The organism is Duncaniella sp. B8, assembly GCF_005304985.1.
Taxonomy (GTDB): domain Bacteria; phylum Bacteroidota; class Bacteroidia; order Bacteroidales; family Muribaculaceae; genus Duncaniella; species Duncaniella muris.
Genome location: NZ_CP040121.1, coordinates 1328229 through 1351278, shown reverse-complemented (window position 1 = coordinate 1351278; position 23050 = coordinate 1328229). Strand labels below are relative to the sequence as shown.

Annotated in this window: 15 protein-coding genes; 5 read left to right on the top strand and 10 right to left on the bottom strand. The window is 54.2% G+C overall.

Annotated features, from left to right (window positions below):
* The first annotated feature begins 69 nt into the window (after positions 1-69).
* The 5 genes from FDZ78_RS05955 to FDZ78_RS05935 all read left to right on the top strand — a co-directional run bounded on the left by FDZ78_RS05955 (position 70) and on the right by FDZ78_RS05935 (position 6998).
* Complete coding sequence (locus FDZ78_RS05955) at positions 70-879, top strand: polyprenol monophosphomannose synthase (protein ID WP_136408221.1); 810 nt, start codon at positions 70-72, stop codon at positions 877-879.
* 40 nt (positions 880-919) lie between these two features.
* On the top strand, positions 920-2311 hold the full coding sequence (locus FDZ78_RS05950) for a dihydroorotase (RefSeq protein ID WP_136408220.1): 1392 nt from the start codon (positions 920-922) through the stop codon (positions 2309-2311).
* Between the two features lie 58 nt (positions 2312-2369).
* Positions 2370-4220, top strand: a complete 1851-nt coding sequence (locus FDZ78_RS05945; protein ID WP_123611070.1) for a 2-oxoacid:acceptor oxidoreductase subunit alpha — start codon at positions 2370-2372, stop codon at positions 4218-4220.
* A 2-nt stretch (positions 4221-4222) separates the two neighbouring features.
* On the top strand, positions 4223-5236 hold the full coding sequence (locus tag FDZ78_RS05940) for a 2-oxoacid:ferredoxin oxidoreductase subunit beta (RefSeq protein ID WP_123611069.1): 1014 nt from the start codon (positions 4223-4225) through the stop codon (positions 5234-5236).
* A 418-nt stretch (positions 5237-5654) separates the two neighbouring features.
* Positions 5655-6998 (top strand): inositol-3-phosphate synthase, encoded by a 1344-nt coding sequence (locus tag FDZ78_RS05935; RefSeq protein ID WP_107032467.1) that lies wholly within the window; start codon positions 5655-5657, stop codon positions 6996-6998.
* Positions 6999-7103: 105 nt separating this feature from the next.
* On the opposite strand, the gene FDZ78_RS05930 is transcribed toward FDZ78_RS05935, so the two are convergent.
* The 10 genes from FDZ78_RS05930 to FDZ78_RS05880 all read right to left on the bottom strand — a co-directional run bounded on the left by FDZ78_RS05930 (position 7104) and on the right by FDZ78_RS05880 (position 22653).
* Positions 7104-7517 carry an N-acetylmuramoyl-L-alanine amidase gene (locus FDZ78_RS05930; RefSeq protein ID WP_107032468.1) on the bottom strand — a complete coding sequence of 138 codons (414 nt, stop codon included), beginning with the start codon at positions 7515-7517 and terminating at the stop codon, positions 7104-7106.
* Positions 7518-8045: 528 nt separating this feature from the next.
* Positions 8046-8531 carry a gliding motility lipoprotein GldH gene (locus FDZ78_RS05920; RefSeq protein WP_136408219.1) on the bottom strand — a complete coding sequence of 162 codons (486 nt, stop codon included), beginning with the start codon at positions 8529-8531 and terminating at the stop codon, positions 8046-8048.
* Between the two features lie 39 nt (positions 8532-8570).
* Positions 8571-9944, bottom strand: coding sequence for a regulatory iron-sulfur-containing complex subunit RicT (gene ricT / locus FDZ78_RS05915; protein WP_124075458.1), 1374 nt, complete (start codon positions 9942-9944; stop codon positions 8571-8573).
* A 15-nt stretch (positions 9945-9959) separates the two neighbouring features.
* On the bottom strand, positions 9960-11501 hold the full coding sequence (gene rny, locus FDZ78_RS05910; protein ID WP_107032472.1) for a ribonuclease Y: 1542 nt from the start codon (positions 11499-11501) through the stop codon (positions 9960-9962).
* A 224-nt stretch (positions 11502-11725) separates the two neighbouring features.
* A complete protein-coding gene (locus FDZ78_RS05905; protein ID WP_160631634.1) occupies positions 11726-12037 on the bottom strand; it encodes a cell division protein ZapA in 312 nt (103 codons plus the stop codon).
* Complete coding sequence (locus FDZ78_RS05900; RefSeq protein WP_136408217.1) at positions 12037-12330, bottom strand: DUF3450 domain-containing protein; 294 nt, start codon at positions 12328-12330, stop codon at positions 12037-12039. Before FDZ78_RS05900 ends, FDZ78_RS05905 begins: the two co-directional genes overlap by 1 nt.
* 167 nt (positions 12331-12497) lie before the next feature.
* A complete protein-coding gene (locus FDZ78_RS05895; protein ID WP_137426188.1) occupies positions 12498-16058 on the bottom strand; it encodes a fibronectin type III domain-containing protein in 3561 nt (1186 codons plus the stop codon).
* A 101-nt stretch (positions 16059-16159) separates the two neighbouring features.
* Positions 16160-17119: a hypothetical protein gene (locus FDZ78_RS05890; protein WP_136408214.1), complete on the bottom strand. Its 960-nt coding sequence runs from the start codon at positions 17117-17119 to the stop codon at positions 16160-16162.
* A gap of 192 nt (positions 17120-17311) precedes the next feature.
* Positions 17312-19375: a RagB/SusD family nutrient uptake outer membrane protein gene (locus FDZ78_RS05885; RefSeq protein WP_136408213.1), complete on the bottom strand. Its 2064-nt coding sequence runs from the start codon at positions 19373-19375 to the stop codon at positions 17312-17314.
* Between the two features lie 29 nt (positions 19376-19404).
* Positions 19405-22653 carry a TonB-dependent receptor gene (locus FDZ78_RS05880; RefSeq protein ID WP_136408212.1) on the bottom strand — a complete coding sequence of 1083 codons (3249 nt, stop codon included), beginning with the start codon at positions 22651-22653 and terminating at the stop codon, positions 19405-19407.
* Positions 22654-23050 lie beyond the last annotated feature (397 nt).

Genomic DNA, 23050 nt, shown 5'->3' with positions numbered 1-23050 from the left:
TTTTTAAACGGAAATCTACAAGTGTAATTTGGAATTTAACCAATCTATAAAAATCTAAGGCCTGACATCATGCAGCAGGAACAGAAAGAGCCGGCAGGCGGCCAGCAACTGGCGACCGGACCGGTTTCTGAAAAAAATATTGTCGACAGCGTGGTCATCATTCCCACCTATAATGAAAAGGAGAATGTGGCTGCGATTATCGAGGCTGTCTTCGGACTGCCACGTGAGTTTGACGTGCTGATAATTGACGATAATTCTCCTGACGGCACAGCCGCGATAGTGAAAGATCTCCAGAAGAAGTATGCCGGACGCCTGCATCTGGTGGAGCGCGCCGGCAAGCAGGGACTGGGCACGGCTTATATAGCCGGATTCAAGTGGGCTCTGGCGCGGGACTATGAATTTGTGTTTGAAATGGACGCCGACTTCTCGCACAATCCCGCCGATCTGCTGAAGCTCTATGACGCCTGCTCCAGGGACGGCGCCGATCTGGCCATCGGGTCGAGATATGTGACGGGTGTCAATGTGGTCAACTGGCCTATGGGCAGGGTGCTGATGTCGTACTACGCCTCGCGCTATGTGAGGGTTGTGACCGGGATGCCGATCAACGATGCTACGGCCGGATTTGTCTGCTACCGCCGCCGGGTGCTTGAGACCTTGCCTCTGGATGGTATCCGTTTCAAGGGCTATGCATTTCAGATCGAGATGAAATTCCTGGCCTATAAGTATGGATTCAGGATCAAGGAAGTGCCCATCATCTTTGTGAACCGTGTGCTCGGAACTTCGAAAATGAGCTCCGGTATCTTCAGCGAGGGATTTTTCGGGGTGATGAGGCTGAAATGGTCGAGTCTGTTTACGAAATATGAACGCAAGACAGTGTAAGCCTCCTCTATCTGATAAATTTTAAACTCAAGCGTTGCAGATGGCTACCACCTTATTATATAATGCAGAGATTGCCAACGAAGGCCGCCGGTTCAGAGGCTATGTGCTTGTTGACGGGCAGAAGATAGGCCGAGTGGGCGAAGGCACGGCCGACGGCGCCGAATGTATGCGCCTGAAGCAGACAGCCGACAGGGCTGTTGACTGCGGAGGGCGACTGCTGATACCCGGAGTGATTGACACGCATGTGCATTTCCGCGATCCGGGTCTGACGGAAAAGGGCGACATGGCCACGGAAAGCCGTGCGGCGGTGGCCGGAGGTGTCACCTCGGTTGTCGATATGCCAAATACGAAGCCTGCCACTGTGACTTGCGCGGCGCTTGGGGACAAGATCAGGCGCGCAGCTGAAGTCTCGGCTGCAAACTTCGGCTTTTTTATCGGCGCCACAAATGACAATGCCGATGAGCTGCTGAAGGCCGACTACAGCCGGACGGCCGGCATAAAACTGTTTCTCGGATCGTCGACGGGCAACATGCTTGTTGACGACAACAATACACTTGAAGAACTTTTCGCCTCCGCTCCGGCGCTGATAGCCGTGCATGCGGAAGACGAGGCGACGATCCGTGCGGCCCGCGAAAGGCTGCTGGAGGAATGCGGCGGCTCGATTCCGGTTGAAAGACATCCGGATGTCAGGCCCCGCGAGGCTTGCGTGAAAGCCACACGCAAGGCTATAGAACTTGCCCGGAAAACGGGTGCGCGTGTGCACATCTGCCACTTGTCCACTGCCGAGGAGCTGCAGCTTGTCAGCGAAGCCAAGGCCGAGGGAGTGAAGGTGACGGCTGAGACCTGCCCGCAATATCTACTTTTTGACCGGAATGATTTTCAGAGAGCCGGCGCGCGCATCAAGTGCAATCCGGCTATCAAGGAACCGTCTGACCGCATAGCGCTGCTGCGCGCTATCCAGCCCGGAGGCTGCATCGACACCATTGCCACTGACCATGCTCCGCATCTGCCCGCGCAGAAAGAGGGCGATGCGCTGACTGCCGCGTCGGGTATGCCTATGGTGCAGTTTTCGCTGCGCGCCATGCTTGAGCTTGTGGCGTCAGATCCGCAACTCGAAGGCTGCGGACCTGAGCGGGTGGTGGAACTGATGTGTCACCGTCCGGCCGATCTGTTCGGCATCAAAGGGCGCGGTTATATCCGCGAAGGTTACTGGGCCGATCTGGTGCTGGTGGATCCTCTCGGATGCCGGACTGCGGTGAGCGATTCGGAGGTGATCAGCCGCTGCGGCTGGACTCCGCTCGCCGGAATGACTCTGCCGGCGCGGATCGAGATGACAATGGTCAACGGAACGGTGGTCTACGAGGCCGGTTCCGATCCGCAGAGCGGCGCGGCTATGGCGCTCGAATTCGGCACGACCGGCGAAAAGCCCTGAAACAGGAACTTATAATCAACCATGATAACCACATTCATCTAATCAAACCAATCTAATTATGTTAGACAAGACCAATGTCAAGACCCTTGACAAGGTTGTGGTCCGTTTTTCCGGAGACTCCGGTGACGGCATGCAGCTTGCAGGCAACATTTTCACAAATGTTTCCGCAGGGTTAGGAAACAAAGTGTCAACTTTCCCCGACTATCCTGCCGAGGTTCGAGCTCCGCAGGGATCGCTCAGCGGAGTGTCGGGCTTTCAGGTAAGTGTAGGTGTCGACGTGCACACTCCGGGTGACCTCTGCGACGTGCTCATCGCCATGAACCCCGCGGCTCTCAAGCAGAACATCAAGTTTCTCAAGGCTGGCGGTGTGGTGATTGTCGACATCGACTCATTCAAGGAATCAGATCTCAAAAAGGCGCTTTTCGAGACTCTCGATCCGTTCAAGGAACTCGACATCAAGGCCCAGGTGGTGGAAGTGCCCGTCACTTCGATGACCAAATCCGCGCTGGCCGAGTCGGGACTGGACAACAAGAGCATCCTCAAGTGCCGCAACATATTCGCCCTCGGTCTTGTCTGCTGGCTTTTCGACCGTCCGCTTGAAGGCGCTCTCCGTATGCTCAAGGGCAAATTCGCCAAGAAGCCCGCTATCTATGAAGCCAATGCCAAGGTTATCGAGGCCGGCTACAATTACGGAAACAACATCCACGCCAGTGTCAGCACCTACCGCATCGAGACCGAAGAGGCTGTGCCCGGCGTCTATACGGACATCAACGGCAACACCGCCACCGCATGGGGCTTCATCGCAGCCTCTGAAAAGAGCGGGCGTCCGCTCTTCCTCGGCAGCTATCCCATCACTCCCGCCACCGACATACTCCAGGAACTTGCAAAGCGCAAGGATCTCGGAGTGAAGGCTCTGCAGATGGAAGACGAGATTGCCGGAGTCTGCTCGGCCATAGGCGCATCATTCGCAGGCCATCTTGCGGTCACTTCGACCTCAGGCCCCGGTCTTGCTCTCAAGAGCGAAGGCATCGGTCTGGCTGTGATAGCCGAACTTCCGCTGGTGATTGTCGACGTGCAGCGCGGCGGTCCCTCCACCGGTCTGCCCACCAAGACTGAACAGACCGACCTTATGCAGGCTCTCTACGGCCGCAACGGCGAGTCGCCTCTGGCAGTAGTGGCCGCATCGACTCCGACCGACTGCTTTACTATGGCGTTTGAGGCCGCGAGAATAGCAATGGAACACATGACACCGGTGATTCTCCTGACCGATGCCTTCATCGGCAATGGTTCGAGCGCATGGCGTGTGCCCGAAGCGTCAGATCTGCCCGAAATCCATCCTCCGCTGCTGGCTCCAAATGCCATCGACGAAGCCTGGCAGCCTTACACCCGCAAGGACGAGGATCTGGTCCGCTACTGGGCTATCCCCGGAACCGAAGGAGCCGCACACCGTGTGGGCGGTCTTGAAAAAGACTATAACACCGGCGCTATCTCGACCGATCCGGTCAACCATGAGAAAATGGTGCAGACCCGCCGCGAGAAGATAGAACGCATAGCCAACCACATCCCTGCGCTCGAAGTGCTCGATCCGAAGGGCGCTGACACAATTCTTGTGGGCTGGGGCGGTACCTACGGCCATCTGCGCACTGCCGCCGGCGAACTCTGTGCCGAAGGCCGTCCTGTGGCATTCGCTCACTTCAACTACATCAATCCGCTGCCCGCCAACACAGCCGAAGTGCTGCGCGGCTACAAGCGGGTGATCGTGGCCGAGCTCAACACCGGCATGTTTGCCGACTATCTCCAGGCCAAGTTCCCTGATCTGCACATAGAGCGCATCAACAAGATTCAGGGACAGCCATTCCTCGTAAGCGAAGTTGTCAACGGTGTCAAAAAAATCATGGAGGACAAATAATCATGGAACAGACTCAATATACCCCCGCCAATTATAAGAGCAATCAATCAGTGCGCTGGTGTCCCGGCTGCGGTGACCATGCGATCCTGAACACACTCCACAAGGCAATGGCAACCGTGGGTGTGCCTCCCCACAAGACGGCAGTCATCTCAGGTATCGGCTGCAGCTCGCGTCTGCCTTACTATATGAACACCTACGGTTTTCATACCATCCACGGACGTGCGGCCGCTATCGCTACCGGCTTCAAGGTGGCCCGCCCGGACATGAGTGTCTGGCAGATTTCAGGCGACGGTGACGGTCTCGCCATCGGCGGCAACCACTTCATCCATGCTGTGCGCCGCAATGTGGACATCAACATGATTCTGTTCAACAACAAGATCTACGGTCTGACCAAGGGTCAGTATTCGCCCACGAGCGACCGCGGCTTCGTGTCGAAATCGTCGCCCTACGGCACAACCGAAGATCCGTTCATCCCGGCAGAACTCGTGTTCGGCGCCCGCGGCAATTTCTTTGCCCGCAGCATAGACGTAGAGCTTCAGATCTCGCAGGAGGTGCTTGTGGCCGCCGCTCTCCACAAGGGAGTGTCAGTTGTAGAGGTGCTTCAGAACTGTGTGATCTTCAACAACGGTATCCACAATTTCATCACCGACCGCGAACACCGTGCTGAACGCACCATCCATCTGGTGCACGGCGAAAAGATGCTTTTCGGTAAGGACAAGGAGATGGGCCTCGTGCGCGACGGCTTCCTGCTGAAAGCAGTGAAGGTGGGCGAAGACGGCTATACGATGGATGATGTGCTGGTTCATGACGCGCACACGCAGTCGAACTTCCTGCACCAGCAGCTCGCCATGATGGACGGCCACGATCTGCCGCTGGCATTGGGTGTGATCCGCGATGTTGACTCTCCGGTCTATAATGAAGAGATCGACGCTCAGATCGAAGAGGTGCGCGGCCGCAAGAACTTCTCGTCGTTGCGTGGCATGGTTCTCGCCGGCGAGACCTGGACTGTGGAATAAGCAGATTCTCAATAAGAGATTGTTTTTGAGCAAGCTCTAAAATTCATGGCCGGATATGGTTTTCCGGCCTGACGTGAAAGGCAATGACCGCCGGCAGAAGGATTTCTGCCGGCGGTCTGTTATATCTGTCGGTCTGGAGGAGTGGCTATGACGGATTTTCGGGGCTGTGTTAACATATGTTTGCTAATAATCAGTGTTTTTGTGCAGATTTTAATGAAAATTGAGTGTTATGCGCTCTATTTTGCATATTTTAAAATTAATAAGGTAATTTTTAAATAATAATAATTTCACAATCCGAAAAAACTCAGTACTTTTGAAAGCTCAAATGTAAAGTTGGAAACTCTCTTTGCGACGAGCTAAAGACCAGATATCAAAAATTAACCTTAATAAACTACTATTCAGTTAGTAACGAACAATCATGACTAAATCTACTGTAAAACCCGCCAATGGTAAACTTGGCGTACTCGTAGTAGGACTTGGCGCCGTGACTTCCACGTTTATGACCGGCGTCCTCATGGCCCGCAAAGGTCTCGCAAAACCTGTTGGCTCAATGACCCAATATGACAAGATCCGTGTTGGCAAGGGAGCTGATAAAAAATATCTCCACTACAAGGACATCGTTCCGATGGCCGACCTGAACGACATTGTGTTCGGCGCATGGGATGTTTATCCTGCAAATGCTTATCAGAGCGCAGTCTATGCTGAAGTGCTTCAGCCCAAGGATATCGAGCCTGTGAAGGACGAACTCGAAAAGATCGTTCCGATGAAGGCCGCTTTCGACCACAACTATGCAAAGCGTCTCGACGGTGACAACGTGATGGCCGGCAAGACCCGCTGGGAAATGGTAGAGCAGCTCCGCGAAGATATCCGCAACTTCAAGAAAGAAAAAGGTGTTGACCGCGTTGTTGTGCTCTGGGCAGCTTCAACTGAAGTATATGTTCCGGTTGACGAAAAGATCCACGGAACTCTCGAAGCTCTCGAAGCAGCAATGAAGGCTGACGACAAGGAACACATCGCACCCTCAATGTGCTATGCATACGCAGCCCTCTGCGAGGGCGCTCCCTTCATCATGGGCGCTCCCAACACAACCGTTGACATCCCCGCAATGTGGGAACTCAGCGAAAAGACCGGCATGCCTATCTCAGGCAAGGACTTCAAGACCGGCCAGACTCTCGTGAAGTCAGGCTTCGCCCCCATCATCGGCACCCGCTGTCTGGGTCTCAACGGCTGGTTCTCGACCAACATCCTCGGTAACCGCGACGGTCTCGTGCTCGACGAACCCGCAAACTTCCGTACCAAGGAGGTTTCCAAGCTTTCTACCCTTGAGTCAATCCTCGTTCCCGAAGATCAGCCCGATCTCTACAACGCAAACTGCGGCGGTGCTGAGGAAGGCGGCCACCAGGGCTACTACCACAAGGTGCGCATCAACTACTATCCCCCGCGCAACGACAGCAAGGAAGGCTGGGACAACATCGACATCTTCGGCTGGATGGGCTATCCGATGCAGATCAAGATCAACTTCCTCTGCCGCGACTCTATCCTTGCCGCTCCTCTTTGCCTTGACCTCGTGCTTCTGAGCGACCTCGCCGCACGTGCAGGCCGTCACGGCATCCAGCGCTTCCTGAGCTTCTTCCTCAAGAGCCCGATGCATGACTACACCAAGGGTGAAGTGCCCGTCAACCACCTCTTCCAGCAGTACACCATGCTGAAGAACGCTATCCGCGAAATGGGTGGCTACGAGGCTGACGAAGAAATCGACTAAGCCTATTCATCACATCTTGATTATATTGACAGTTCCGGAAGAGCAATCTTCCGGGACTGTCTGTTTTTTCAGGGGTGGCCGAGAGGGGGAGGGGTGAAGCGGTTTTTAGATGGAGGCGTATTCGGCGGTGGCGTCGAAGCAGGGGCAGGCTTTGGCGGCAAAATCGCGGTGGGAATGTATGCGGGCCTTGGGATAGGCGAGGCGGAGATCGCTCAGGAGCTTCAGGAGGGCGGTTTTCTGGGCTTCTGTGCGGGTGTCGGCGGGTTGACGGGTGCTGTCGGCTGTGAGGCCTCCTGCGTAGGCTATGCCGATGCTGTGGGAGTTGTGGCCGAGGCAGTGCGCGCCTGTCTCGCTCAGGGGGCGTCCGGTGTGGATTGTGCCGTCAAGGTCGATGAGATAGTGGTAGCCGATGGTGCGGAAGCCTCTCTGGCGGTGCCAGAGGTCGATTTCGGCCACGCTGACGTGGCGGCCGGCGGGTGTGGCGGTGCAGTGGATGATGATTTCGGTGATGGTGCGCATGGGAGTGGGAGAATTGGAGGTTGTTGTTGGAAATGGAGTGTTGTGTGTGTGCGGGCGGGAGGGGTTGTGCTTGCAAAGTTAATGCCGGGAATGCCCGGTTTTAGTGCGATAATGCGGAGATACCGGAAATTTTTAGTATTTTTGGCCTCGCACTTTTGCGTTTTTAAGTTTTAGTATTCTGATGTGTAGTTGCTTCCTCTCATCTTGTCAGAATCAACATCTTGAAGAACCTAATGTGACATCTTGCGCATGAGACTTTATAAGAATATTCTGCTCGCTATCTGGAGCTTGATCTACGTTGTGACGGTCGTGTTTTTTGTCAGAGGATCTTTGACATCGGTGCCATTCGGATGTCTGACAATCGGCTTTTTGTGCTATCTGATTGCTTTCTTTCATAACCTTTCAAAGGAGGTGAAAAGATAAGTGAGGGACGATAAACAGACAGAGGCTGCTTTCGGTTTTGGAGCCGATAGGCAGCCTCTGCATTTGTGGGGAGGTGGGAGAGGGTGTTCTGTTATGATTTGCTCTCTAATTTTTCTCTACAAGGATTCCGATCTGTTCGACTCCGCGGAGGGTGTCGATGCGCATTATGTGGCGCAGGGCCACGGGGCGCGTGAGGTCGATGCGGGTGTCGGGGTTGACAATGAGTTCGTGCTGGTAGCCGGCGCCGAAACCGCTTCCGAGCCAACGGCCGTAGAGGTCGGCGAGGGGCATGTTGATGGTGTCACGCAGCAGATAAGGACCGTCACCGTGGTAGGTCAGTTCAAGCCAGATGTTGGAGTAGGGATAGGCGTTGCTGTGACGCAGAGCCACGTGGAGTGTGCTGCCGTTGAGTATCGAGTCGTTGTCGGTGAGCGTTGTGTCGACCGGCAGGAGGCTGATGGTGTCGTTGTAGGCCCATCCGTCAGCCGGAAGCTGCTGCCAGCTGCTGTAATCGCGCTTCCCGCGGCCACAGGCTGCGAGAAGCGCGAGAATTGAGATTGCTGCTATAATAATATAGGTGGTTGATCGCATCTGGATAATCTCTTCTGGAGGCGTTGTCAAAACGATCGCTTATTCCTGGTTGTCGCGGAAGGCTTTCGGGATGCGGTTGGGGCGTTCGGCGGGAGCGTCGGGCTTTTCAGTCTGAGGGGCATTCTGCTGACGTGGCTGCTGGGCTTTTGGCTCGCGGCGGTTGTCTTTGTTGCGCTGACGCTGGTTTTTCTGCTGTCCGGGCTGCTGGGTAGCGGCGTTGGCTTCGGGGTTGTCGTTGCGTCTGCGCTGCTGCTTCTGGGGCTGTTCTCCGGCGTTTTTTGGCGCTTTTGGGGCATCCTGATTCTCGGCCTGAGGTTTCTGCTGCTGGCCTTCCTGCTTCTGTCCGTTGCCGCCTCCGCTTTTCTTTTTGCGCTTTTTCTTTTTGGCTTTGTCGAAGCGGGTGAGGTCGTCCTGCGAGGCGAGGTCAATTGGCTTGGCCTTGGCCGAGCTCTTTTCGGCATCGTCGGCCTGGAGCTGAAGCGGTTTTTCGCCGCGGCGGTTCATGTCGATGACCTCGAAGGCGCGGGCTGCGGAGATGGTGACGAGGTTGGCTGCGATCTGCTTGTCAGTCGAGTAGGTTATCTCCTTCTTGAAGATGTCGGTCTTGAAGTGGAAATAGGTGTTGTCAGCCGTTTCGAGGCGAATCTCGCGGCCGGGGAGATGGCGGGCGCTCTCAACGTAGGTGTCAACCTCGAAGTTGAGGCAGCATTTGAGTTTGGCGCACTGTCCGGCGAGTTTCTGGGGGTTGAGCGAGATGTCCTGATAGCGGGCGGCGCTGGTGCCTACAGAAACAAAGTTGGTCATCCAGCTCGCGCAGCACAGCGGGCGTCCGCAGGAGCCGATGCCGCCTATGCGTCCGGCTTCCTGGCGGGCTCCGATCTGCTTCATCTCGATGCGCACCTTGAAGGTGTCGGCAAGGACCTTGATGAGCTGGCGGAAGTCCACTCGCTCATCGGCTATGTAGTAGAAGATGGCCTTGTTGCCGTCGCCCTGATATTCGACGTCGCCGATCTTCATGTTGAGGTTGAGCGATTCGGCTATCTTGCGTGCGCGGATCATGGTGTCGTTCTCGCGGGCCTTTGCCTCTTCGTATTTCTCAAGATCGGCGGGTTTGGCTTTGCGGAACACGCGCTTGATCTCGGCGTCGGGCTTTACGTTGGCGCGGCGCATCTGCAGGGCCACGAGCTTGCCGGTCAGGGTGACCACGCCGATGTCATGGCCGGGAGCCGATTCGACGGCCACGGTGTCGCCGATGGCCAGGTCGATGTTGGCCGAGTTGCGGTAGAAACCCTTGCGGGTGTTCTTGAACTGGACTTCGACTATGTCAAAGTCTGTCACTCCGCCGGGAATATCCTCCATCCAGTTGAAGCAATGGAGCTTTCCGCGGGGGCATTTTCTGTCTTTTTCTTCCATGGCGCAGACCCTCCCTTACTTGGCGAAGCTTACGGAGCGGGTCTCGCGGATTACGGTGATTTTGACCTGTCCGGGATATGTCATTTCGTCCTGGATGCGGCGGGCGATTTCCGATGAGAGCTTTTCGGTCTCGACGTCGTCGATCTTGTCGGCTCCGACAATCACGCGCAGTTCGCGGCCGGCCTGGATGGCGTAGGTCTTGATCACGCCGGGATAGCTGAGGGCGAGCTGTTCGAGGTCGTTGAGACGCTTGATATAGGCTTCGACAATCTCGCGGCGGGCGCCGGGACGTGCGCCTGAGATTGCGTCGCAGACCTGGACGATGGGGGCCAGGAGCGAGGTCTGTTCGATTTCGTCGTGGTGGGCGCCGATGGCGTTGCAGATCTCAGGTTTTTCCTTGTATTTCTCGGCGAGTTTCATGCCGAGGAGTGCGTGGGGCAGTTCGGGCTCTTCGTCGGGCACTTTGCCTATGTCGTGGAGCAGGCCTGCGCGACGGGCTTTCTTGGGGTTGAGTCCGAGCTCGGCGGCCATGATGGCGCAGAGGTTTGCGGTCTCGCGCGAGTGCTGCAGGAGGTTCTGTCCGTAGCTTGAGCGGTATTTCATTTTTCCGACCATGCGGATGAGGTCGGGGTGGAGGCCGTGGATGCCGAGGTCAATGGCTGTGCGCTTGCCGGTTTCGATGATCTCTTCCTCGATCTGTTTGCGCACTTTGGCCACAACTTCCTCGATGCGGGCGGGGTGGATGCGGCCGTCGGCCACGAGCTGATGGAGGGCGAGGCGTGCTATCTCGCGTCGCACGGGGTCGAAGCCTGAGAGCACTATGGCTTCAGGGGTGTCATCGACGATGATTTCGATCCCTGTCGCGGCTTCGAGGGCGCGGATGTTGCGGCCTTCGCGGCCTATGATGCGGCCTTTGATCTCGTCGCTGTCGATGTGGAAGACTGTCACGGAGTTTTCAATGGCGGTCTCTGTGGCGAGGCGCTGGATTGACTGGACCACGATGCGCTTTGCTTCCTTGTTGGCCGTCATCTTGGCTTCGTCCATGATGTCGTTGATGTAGGCGCTTGCGGCTGTCTTGGCTTCGTCCTTGAGCGATTCGATGAGCTTTTCCTTGGCTTCTTCGCTTGAGAGTCCTGAGATGTGTTCGAGGGTGTCCTGGGCGGTGCGGCGCAGGCGGTCGAGTTCTTCCTTGCGCTGGTCGACCACGGCGAGCTGGGCTTCGAGATTCTGGCGGGTCTGCTCGTTTTCGTTTCTGGCGCGGGCGTTTTCGCTCTGCTGCTGGTTGAGCTGAGTCTGGCGCTGTTTGAGTTTCGACTCTTCGCTCTGGATGCGCTGCAAGCGCTGATTTGCTTGCTTTTCGGCTTCGGTCTTGATGCGGAGTTCCTGTTCGCGGGCTTCGAGAAGTTTGTCTTTCATGATCACTTCTGCCTCGCGGTTGGCATCGTCGATTATCGTTTTGGCGCGCGAGCGGGCGGTTGATCGCTGGACGGCTACCATGATCACTATTCCGATGGCGGCCCCTATGAGGGCGGCGCAGATGTAGAATAATATATCCATAAATTTAAGGACTACAAAAAGGTATGAAAAATGTATGTATATAAAAAATGCACGTGTCAACCATCCGGACCTCTCAGGCGCCGCGGCATCCCGCGGGAGAGGCGCTCGTCAGATGTGTTGAGCGTGCGTGAATTCGTTTTTTTCGGGTCTGATCCGTCCGGATGTCTTATCCGGCTCTCTTGTCGTGCATGGCCGGGCGGGTCAGAGATGAGGTGGTCAGCGTGTCAGTCAGCTGTGTCAGGGAGATTGTGGATGATGCGGTCGAGGCTCCTCTCCAGGCTCTCCAGGGTCTTGTCGGCTCTGACTGACGCTTCCTCGGCGCTGAAATAAAGCTGGGCGAACCTGAAGGTCACCATTGCCAGTATCTCGGCTGAGGATTTATCTTTGAATTCCGCCATCGCTGACCATTTTCGCCAGAGTTCGTTGATGTTGGCCTCGGCTCTTCTGACCACCTCTTCCTGTGAGGCGGGGATTCGCAGCGCCATTCGTGGCTGGTCGGCTATGCGGATTGATATATTGAGTATCTTTTCGTTCATCAAATGCTTAACTGGTTGATGCATTTGTCGATTTCGCGCACTAATTCGGAAAGCACCGCGCGCGTGGCTTCAACGTCTTTGTGGTCTGGGGTGAGCACTGAGGCCACTTTGAGGTATTCAATCTGCCTGTTGAGGTCGCCGATGGTGCGTTCGAGGCGCTCCACAGTGCCGGTGAGCTCTCTCATGCGGTTTTCGGCTTCCTGTCTGGCCTGCGATATCAGCCTGTAGCGCTCAAGGATGAGCGCGGCCTTTGATTCGATTTTATCGACCCGATGCTGAAGGTTGGCGGCCATGCTTGTCTGAATTATATCACAAATGTAAGCATTAATTCCCGAACGGCGGGAAGTTTTGACACGGAAATTAAATCTATGAAACATTATTTAACCAAAGCGCCGCCTCCGGGGTGAGCGGAGGCGGCGCTGATGGATGTCATGCCGTCAGTGTGGCGGCAGGCCGGTTGTCAGAAGCGGATCTTGAAGGTCTTGCCTGCGGCGTTGACCAGATAGAATCCGCCTTTGGCGAGAGCGAGCTCGGTGTCTGATCCGTCAGAAACAGCGCTTGCCACTGTGCGGCCGGCGATGTCATATACGTTGACACGGATGCCGGCTGCGAGGCCGCTGACGCGGATGCCTCCGGCGGTGGTGCTTACTCTGAGGTCTGAGGCGATGATGTCGGCGATGCCGCTGAAGTCAGGGCCGAAGTTGCCGTCGGCATCTGAGATGCGGAAGGCGTTGAGGGTGACGTCGCCGCTGACAGAGGCGGGGACGATCTTCACGAAGCGCGATTCGGGGTTGAGTTCGAGTTCGCCCTTGAAGGGAAGTTCGTCCTGGGAGAGGACGCGGATTGTGCGCCAGGTGGGTGCGATGTCGGCGTTGCGGGTCTCCTGGATCTTGAGGCGGCAGGCCGAGCCTTCGCTTGCCGATACTTCGAGGTAGATTTTCTTGGCAGTGCCGTCGAAGTAGGCCATCACTTTGTCGTTGCTTGAGGCTGAACGGAAGGTCACGTGGTCGGCGGTTACTTCGCCTGCGTTAGAGCCGCCGGCGGTGTAGCACCAGTGGGGGTAGTCGTTCTGCGAGGTCTGCACGAGGCCGCCTACGGTTTCGAAGGGTGCCACGGTGTTGAACGGCGCGAAGTTGACAGGGAGGGTCTTGATGGCTTTGCCCCAGTGGGTTTCGCCGCTCTGCTTGGCGCGGGGGAAGTCGCCGGTGGTGAGTTTCACTTCGCCTACGAATGATTTCTCTCCGCCGGCATCGGTGAGAGCGCCTGCCGGGAAGTTGATAACGTATTCGGAGTTTGCGTCAAGAGCTTCGTAGCTGACGGTCATGCGGGTGCCGCCGGCTGCAATTGTGATGTCTTCGTAGCTCTTGATGCCGGAGATTGTGGCTCCGCCGTTATATTTGACTTCCTGGTTGAAGCCGAGGCTGATGTTGCCGTCGGTGTAGTCGATCGAGTTGTTCTGTTCGCCTGAGGTGAGTTCGAGGGGCTGGTCTCCTTCGGGGGCAATGTAGCGTTCCACGAGGATGTCATTGATGTTGAACTTCTTTCCGTTGGCGTCGATGCGGAACTTGACTGCACCGGCGTTGGTATAGGTCTTGGTGTATTTGAAGATGCGCTTCTTGGCGCCGATGGCGTAGCTTTCGGTGCTTTCCTCGCCGCCTGCTATGGTGACGATCTTGACGGTCTGCTGAGAAGAGCCGGTGTTGCCGAAGTAGACGGTCAGCACGCAGGGACCCTGCACTTCGGGAGTCTCGATGTAGCCGCCAGCCTTGGTGGTGTAGAACTGGAGTGCCTTTGCGGTTGCTCCGCGGTCTTCTTCAGAAGCCGGGCCGTAGTTCTCGTTAAGGTCTTCAGAGAAGCAGCCGCTCATAGCTACGACGCGGATGGCGTTGGAGCCGGAGCCGATCACCATGCCGTCAAATTCCACGCGCTGGTTTGCGGCGTTGAACACGTTGGGGTTGTCTGTCCTCGAACCGAATTTTTCTGCATAAGATGCGGGGCATGTGTGGAAGTCGGTGTAGAAGAGCACACCGCCTGCGGTAGTGGTGAAGCTGAAGACTTCGCTGGGGGTGGTGCCGAGAGAGTTGGTGGCATCGACGCGCCAGTAGTAGGTCTTGTTGGCTTCGAGAGTGGTGCAGTTCCATTCAGTGGCAGTGAGGCCGGAAACGGCTTCGGTGAGGTTTTCGGCATCGGTTCCGAGGAAGAGGCTGTAGGTCACATCTCCGCCGTAGGCCTTGCGGTCGTTCTTCCAGGTGAAGTTGATGCCGTTGGCAATGCCTTCCTTGGCACCGTTGGCAGGGAAGATGAGTTCAGAAGCGAAGGGCACGGTCGGGTCGCCTGAGGTCTCGAACGAGAGGGTGTCGGTGTAGTCCGAGTAGAGGCGCTTGCCGTCAGTTGCGCGCAGGCGGATCTGATAGGCAGTCATTGGCTGGAGTGTTGTCAGCTCGGCGGTAGTGGCGCCGGCGGGGGCAGTGGCCACTTCGGTAAATGTGAGGCCGCCGTCGGTGGAGACTTCAATAACGAAACCGTGTTCGGTGTTCTTGTTGACATCCCAGCTCAGAGACAGCGAGGTCTTTGAGGGAGTGCCGATGGCGAACTTGATGGGCTTCTTGATGTAGGGGAAAGCCTCGGTGATGGAGTTGGCGTAAAGCTCTATCCAGGCGTAACCTGTGGCAGGATCGATTTTTGCAGCGTCGGAAGCATCATTCGGGTTGAGACCGTTTGCTGTTTCCCAGGAATCGGGAATGCCGTCACCGTCAGTGTCGAGGGGCTTCACGCCGCCTGAGATTGTGCCTGTGCCTCTGTGGGGAAGCTGCGATTCGCTGCTGATGCCGTTTTTGGTTCCTTTGGAGCCGTATGATGCGAGTTCGTCGATAATATACTGGTCCACTTCATCTCTGACAGGAAGCGTCGGGCCTACATTCTCAAGAATCCAGGCATAAGATTCTTCCGCAGTCATCATGTTCTGTATCGGAGTTATGTGCTGGACTTCAATCTGAGTACCGGCTGCGATCTTATCGGCGTTTGCTGCATTGAATTCATCAATTGTAGCATTTACGGCATCAATGCTTTCAAGGTATATGCTCTGAGATCCGTCTGACTGAGTGCCGAGCATCTCCTCTACGGGCATGAGGTAGCCGTTGAGAATACCGTCTTTATTGTCGTCATAGTAGTTGCCGGCTCCATAGAAGCGGAATCCCTGTTTGCCGCGTGAGAAAGGTTTTGTCGCACCGTTCCAGGGGCCTCTCATGAAATAGTTGTTCTGAATGTCAGCCCAGGAGTCACCTTCGGAGTCGCTCATGATATAGCATCCTCCGTCACCCCAGTTGTAGACCACATTGTTGACATACTGGTTAAGCCCTTTGACTTTCGGGTTGCGGGTCTTGTTTTCGATATAGAGGTTACGGTATAGAGTCACACCGCCGTCAGTCTGGATCAGACCTCCGCAGGAGTGAGACAGGAGGCCCTGGCCGATGATTGAATTCTGGACAGTGATGTTCTGCGGACCAGTGCCTTTTGAGTTTGATGAGATCGAGAAGTTTTCGTCACGACCCCAAAGCACGGAAAGATGGTCGAAGATCATGTCATGACCGCTGGCCACACCGGCGGCATCTTTGCCGTTATCGCCTTTAATGCCCATGCGGAAGCGGATGTAGCGAATGATAGTGTTGTTTGCGTTGGAGAATGAGACGCGATTGCCATATACCTGTATGCCTTCGCCTGGAGCTGTCTGGCCGAGGACTGTGAGGTTGCTGCTGAAAACCAGGACTGATTTCAGCTCGATGACGCCGCTGACGTCAAAGACTACAATGCGGTTGGGTTTGCTGACGGCATCGCGCAGAGATCCGGTTCCGGAATCGTTAAGGTTGGTCACGTGGTAGATTTCTCCGCCTCGGCCGCCGGTGGTGAATCTACCGAAACCTTCAGCACCAGGAAAAGCGAGGATGCCGTTGTCAGCAGCCATCGCTCCTGTGCTCAGAGAGAGCGCACAGCAGGCAATAGCAAGTTTTTTAAGAAATTTCATGGTTAAATTTTGATTGGATTAGATTTTGAAAACCCCGCAAGGTTTTATAAGCAACCCTGCGGGGCAATTTCAGATTTTTTTAGATTATCAGTACTGACTGATTATTTCTGAATGTACTTTTTACCGTTTTTGATGACGATACCCTTGTAGTTTTCGTCAACCTGAACGCCGAGCACGTTGTAGATAGGTGCGTTTTCGTCAGTTTCAGGATTGGCAATGATATCTTCGATGCCTGACTGTTCAGGTGCAGAACCTTCCATTACCACATGGTAGAGGCCGAGTTCGCTACCGCCACAACCGATGCGGAATGCAACGTTGCCTGTGAGACCGGCGGGGAGAGCGACTTCCTGCTTGTAGTAGCGTTTTTCTTTTGCATCAGAGGGACCGTTGACTGCGATTGTTTCGCCTACAACACCGTTGACAACGGGAGTTACTTCTGCGTAAAGGCCTTTGTCAATGTATTTGCCACCTGCATGGCCGATCCAGATAGTGAGCTTGGTCGGGTTGCCGATAGCGGGGAACTGGATGTAAGTACCTGTGCGGCTGCCGGTGTTTGAGTTACGGTTGAAAGCGATGGCGTGAGTAGTTTCCACTGCATCAGCTTCTGAAGCTGCACCGTAGTCAGTATCTACGCCATGATTTCCACCCCAGCCTTTCATGAGGAGTGTACGGGCCGGGCCAACACCATCCTGGTTCCAGCAGATGAAAGGATGAGTCATGTCAATAGCAGTGAAGTCACCGTCTTCTCCTTCGAGAGTGTAGGTCTGGCCGTCAACGAGGTCGATGCAACGGTTTTTGACAGCTTCCCATTTGCCATCTGCATTTTTTACATTGAACATTGAACCGCAGGTGTTGAGAGCCATGCCGGTTTTGTCAATGAAATCATAGTTTGATCCGAATCCGAGGCCTTCGAGTTCAGTTGCTTCGTCAACGATTTCGCCGGCGGGGCTGAAGATAGCCTTGCAGTAGAGAGGAGTGTTATTGAAGTCATAAGTGAAGACTTCTGCATTAGCTCCGAGAGCCGCCATCATAACGGCGGAAAGGATTAATGATTTTTTCATTGTGTAGAAATGTTTGATAGAATATAAAATTATTTGGTGAATAATGATCTGGATATATGAAAGCGGAAACGGAATTCTGATTAGCCGGATGCCGGAGTGTCAGAACTCCGTTTCTGCTTGCGGTTTTTGACCGCTGTTTAACACAGAGGTCATGAAAGACTTTTAGTACTCAGTTGCTAATTGAGACCGTCCTTACTTGTAGGCGGGATGCTGGGTAAGGTTGGGGTTGTCGATCAGCGGATGACCTGCGCTCTTGCCGGCAAACGGGCAAATCTCGGTTTTGTTCTTGACGAAACCGTGATAAATACCGTATTCTCCTGCAACCCAGTCGGGATATGCTCCGTTGTTTTCGGAACTGGCAAGCGGTTTGGTATAAACTGTAGAGCCGATGTTGAGGGCGGTTATCGCGGCGGGAGAGTAACCGGCGCAGCGGCGGGAGTTCTTGTTATATGTGCTTGTCCAGGCCTGGAACATGTTTACAGTGTACCAGACTTCGCTGTCAGAGGGAGTTATGCCGTGTGCTGCAAGAACTTCCTTCACAGCCTGATTGTGCTTGTTTCGGTTGCTTGCGGTCGAGGCATTCTTCATGGCTGTGAGTTTGGAAATTTCAGCCGGATCTGAGATTTCGATATATGGCACTGTGAGAGCCTTTTCGCCATATTCGCATGAACTCATCTGGAGTTTGACAATGCGCAGAGCGGGGACATCGGCATATTTGCCTGTGCGGTCTGAAAGATCCTTGATGTCCTGCTGAGCCTGGCGCACTTCCTTTTCGATAAGGTTCATGCGGATAAGGTCGCCACGGACAAGAAGTTCATCGCCAAGTTCCCATTTGCGTTCCTGCATGATGGTTTCGAGGAATTCTTCCTTGTTAGCGGCTGCGATAGGCATGGCTCCGATTCCGGCTCGGTCGCGAACCTGCTTTAGAGCAGCTTTGGCGGCGTCATTGGGGCCGTGGAGGTAGTTCTGGGTTTCGGCATACATGAGAAGTATGTCGGCATAGCGCAGAAGAGGCACGTCAACGTTGCGTTTTGCAGCAGCCTGAGGAGCCTGACACCACTGGATGCGGTATTTGCCGGGCATGATGCTTGAGAAAGTGGTAGCGCAGTTTGTACCATCGAACTTTTCAGCATCGCTAAGGAATGTGATAGAGTAGTTGGCGCAGATCACATCGCGACGCATATCTGCCGGATCAAACGAAAGGTAATACGTAGGCAGTTTGACCTGGAGAGTCTTGCGGCCGCCGAAGGGGCCACCCATACATCCGGGCTGTCCGTTGTAGATACCGAAATCCGAGTTGGTTGATTCGCCAAGCTGGGCTATCTGCCACATCATTTCCTGAGAGCTGACACCGAAATTGCGCTGGCAGTAGTTGTAGAAAAGAGTATGATAGGGGCTCATGCCGTCGCGACCCTGGGTGATGAGGCTGTTTTCACCTTTTCCGATTACCTCTGCAAGAGCGGCATCTGCGATTTCATAAAGTTCTTTCACGCGGGCTTCATCCGGGCGACGGTCAAAGTGGAGCGAAGAGGCATCGTTGGTCTCAAGGTCCCAACGCAGAGAGTAACCGCCTGCATACAGACAGATACGTGCAAGAATGCCTTTTGCGGCCTGACGGGTCAGACGTTCCGGGGCAGAACCGTAATTTGATTCAGAGAACCAGGGGAGATCGTCCACACAGTCCTGCATCTCTCCGATGATACGGTCATAGATCTCATCGCGGCTGGTGCGCTTAGGATACCATGACTGGTCCTGCTGTTCGCTGATCGGTGAAAAAGCGGCAGGCACATCGCCATAGAAGCGGATAAGTTCGTTGTATGCGAAAGCCCGGATGAAAGTCACCTCAGCTTTCAATGCTTTGAGCTTAGCAGTCTCATGGAGTCCGGCAAGGCGTTTGAGCGCAACGTTGCAGGATTCGATGGTCTTGTATGACTGGCTGTAGACGGTAGTGGCTGTTGCGGGGAGGATGGGGTCATAGGCGAAGTTTGCTGAACGGGGGCGTCCGCCGTCAATCGCGTCCTCGCTGATTACAGTGACACCCGGATCAATGAATGGACGCCAGAGTTCAGAGAAGACGAGTGCGCGGTAGCAGCCTTTCACGTAAAGTTCTGCCTTGTCTTCGTCAGAAAAAACGAAATCAAGGTCATCAGCAGTGAATGACGGTTTCTCCAGCAGATCCTCGCATGAGGTGAGCGCCGGGGCGGCACCGAAGAGAAGGGCAGCCGCGAGGATGCTATATATTTTGTTCTTTTTCATGTTGAATTCTTGATGTTAGACTACTAAGGTTAGAACGAAAGGTTGAGACCGATAACATAGCTGCGTGAGAGGGGGTAGGTCGATGAGTCGTAGCCCGGAGTACAGATGATGTTGTCGTTCTTCGACGATGCGTCTGGGTCATAGCCTGAATAACCGGTGATAGTGGCAAGGTTATTGGCTGTGAAGTAGAGACGAAGGTTGCTTACATGGACTTTCTTCATCCATTTTGCAGGGAAGGTGTAGCCGAGAGTAACCTGGGCGAGGCGCAGGTAGCTGCCGTCTTCAACGAAGTAGGAGTTCGGGTAGGAGATATATTCGGCATTGGTCTTTGTCAAGCTCCAGGTGCGGTCTGACTCATTGGGGTTGAGTGCCTTGATGGTTGCCACGTCTTTGGTCTCGCGTCCGGTTGACGGATCGATGAGACGGTAGTAGTTGTTGCCGAACTCGGTGGGTACGTTCTCGAACGATGCATAGGGGCTCATGGCATGCTTGGTAGCATTGTAGATGTCGTTGCCGATATTAAACTTCATGAATACGTTGAGATCAAAACCTTTGTATGTGAAGGTGTTGCTGAAACCTCCGATCACATCGGGAGTGCCGTTGCCGATCTTGACGAGCTTGCGGGTGAACTGTTTTGTGCCGTCTTCGTTTTCGGTGTCGGCGGCAAATTTCATGTCACCGGGTTTGGGTGTGCCTGAATAGGGACGCACAACGCCGTCTTTAAGGGCACCGTAAGTACCGTCTTCATTGATCTCGAAGTCATCAGTGGTGTAGATGCCTTCATATTTGTAGCCATACATGTCACCGAGGCTTTCACCGACAGTAGCATAATATGTGACTGTGCCTGCACGGCTGCCGCCGGCTCCGAATGTCTTGTGGTCTTCGCCGCTTTCAAGGGAGATGACTTTTGACTTGTTGAGTGAAATGTTGAGTGATGATGTCCACTGGAAGTCGCGGGTGGCGATGTTGACGGTGTTGAGCTGGAATTCCCAACCGCGGTTGCGCATCTTGCCTACGTTCTGATACTGCTTGGAGTAGCCGGTCGAAGTGGGGATCACACAGTTCATAAGCATGTCGGAGATCTGGTTGTTATACCATTCCACTGTAAGATTCAGGCGGTTGTTGAACATGCCGATATCAAGACCGACGTTGGTTGCATGGAGGGTTTCCCATTTGAGCTTTTTGTTGCCGAGGGTTGAGCCGACCACATAGGCGGGTGAGTTTACATCGCCGTCCATCGGGTAGGTTGTCATCGAAGCGTTGGTTACGTAGAGGTTTGAACCGATGCCGTTGTTACCGGTGACACCGTAGCCTACGCGGAATTTGAGGTTGTTGAACCAGTTGTTGATTCCTGCTTCCTGCCAGAATTTTTCCTGGCTCACTCGCCATGCGGCTGATGCTGAGGGGAAGTAGCCCCACTTGTTGCCTTTGGCGAATTTCGAAGAACCGTCGGCACGCATTGTGGCGGTCAGAAGATAGCGGTCGTCATAAACGTAGTTCACACGGCCGAAGAAAGAAAGCATGTTGCCTTCTGAGTAGCCTGATTCCTTTTCATAGACTTCGACATTCTTGATGTCGTTGAGCCCGTGGTTGGGATAGGGGAACTTGCGCATAGACCAGTTGTTTTTGTCGCTCTTTGAGAAAGAGTATTCCTGACCGACCATGACTGTGAGGTCATGTTTTTCAGCGAAGGTCTTCACGAAGTTGAGGGTGTTGGAGATATGCCAGGCTGAACTGCTTGAGTTCTTGATAGAACCCTGCATTCCGGTGTTTTCGGGATCTGAGAGATAGCCGGTAGAGCGTTCATCGGCAAAAGATGTGCCTTTGCCCCATGAGGTGGTATAGTTGCCCTGTGTACGCCATGAGAAATACTTGAGGAAGTCAATGGTGATGCCGGCGTTGGCTTCAAAGCGTTTGGTGTGGTTTGATGAAACAGATGCAAGATTCTGGACAAGCGGGTTGTTAAGGTTATAGAAGGAGTCAAGTTTTTTGAACTGGATTGAAGTCTCTGAGTTCATGAGCTCGTCCTGAGTGAAGAGTGTGCCGCCGTTGATGGGCTGAAGAAGCACGTAGTCCATATGACCGTAGTTACCGCCGCCATGAGTAAGATTGTCATAGAAGAATGAGTTGAAATCAATCTTTACACCTTTCCAGAGTTCGGCGTTGATTTTCGCGCGAAGGGAGTTGCGGCGATAGTCATGGTTGGCGAGAAGACCGTCCTGGTCGACATGGTTGTAAGAAAGCAGGACTCTGGTTTTCTCAGTGCCTGTCGAGATAGATACGTTGTGGTTCTGGGTGGTTGCGTGGCCGCCGAAAGCCTCGTCTTGCCAGTCGACAGAGTAAGGATTGTTGCCATAGCGTGATGCGATACGGTCAAATGCACCGGTGTAGAAGTCGTCCATATCTACTCCATAGTCATCGTCATAGACTGTAGACCAGTTGTTGATTTTGCCTTGGAGCTCTGCAAGTTCATATTGATATCCGACGTAGTCGCGGACATTTTTCATCATGCTGAGTTTTTTTGACAGTCTGTCAAAAGAAACATAGCCGTTGTAATCGACTTTGGTTTTGCCGGCTGCAGCTGATTTGGTGGTGATCACAATGATGCCGTTTGAGCCGCGGGCACCGTAGATGGCGGTCGACGAGGCGTCTTTCAGCACGTCGATTGTTTCGATGTCGTTGATGTCGATGTTTGCAAGTGCGTCAGACATTTCGAAGCCATCGACGATGTAGAGCGGCTTTGTGTTCTGGGTCAGAGATGCACCGCCGCGGACAGTGACGTTCATCGAAGCACCGGGAGCACCGTTCTGTGACACGATGTTCACACCGGCGGCTTTGCCCTGGAGGGCTGCTGCCGCGGAGGTCACGGGCGCCTTGGCGAGTTCAGAACCTGACACGGAGCTGACGGCGCCGGTGAGGTCTTTTTTCTTGACTGTACCGTAGCCGATGGCCACTACTTCGTCAAGCATGGTTGCGTTGGTGGAGAGGGTGATGTCGAGGTGAGTCTGGCCGTTGACGGGCACTTCCTTGTTGTCATAGCCGATGTAGCTCACAACGAGGACGGCTTTGGCCGGAACGCTGATAGTGAAGTTGCCGTCAAGGTCGGTGGCAACACCGTGTTGGGTTCCTTTCTGCATGACGGTGGCGCCGAGCAGGGGCTCGCCGGTGTCGTCAACAACTGTTCCGCTTACGGAAATGTTTTGGGCGCAGATTGAAAGTGAGAAGGTTACGGTCAGCAAGAAGACAAACCAGTAACGGAGTTTCTGACTAAAATTCATACACGCATGGTTTAGATTTGGATATTTATTTAATTACTTGTTATTTCCCTTTTTGCTACTGTGATAGTATGAAATGCGATGGCATATAGCATGGCGTATCTCTTGCTTAGAGATCTCCAACCCGCACAACATATTATATAACAAGCCCCTAACCATGCAGCCGGAAAAAATATGTGAAACATCTTCCGACATATTAACATATCGTTTTAACCAATAATAACACTTTAATACCCAGAATTTCATTTTTTTTGCTTAATTTTACCGAATATTTAGTATCTCTAAGCAAGAGAATTACGGTTCCGAAACACACGTGTGGCCGGTCTTTGGGTTAAAGACCGGCCACAAATCAAGGGGGCTGTCTGACGAAAATCAGACAGCCCCCGGTTTAACAATTTGC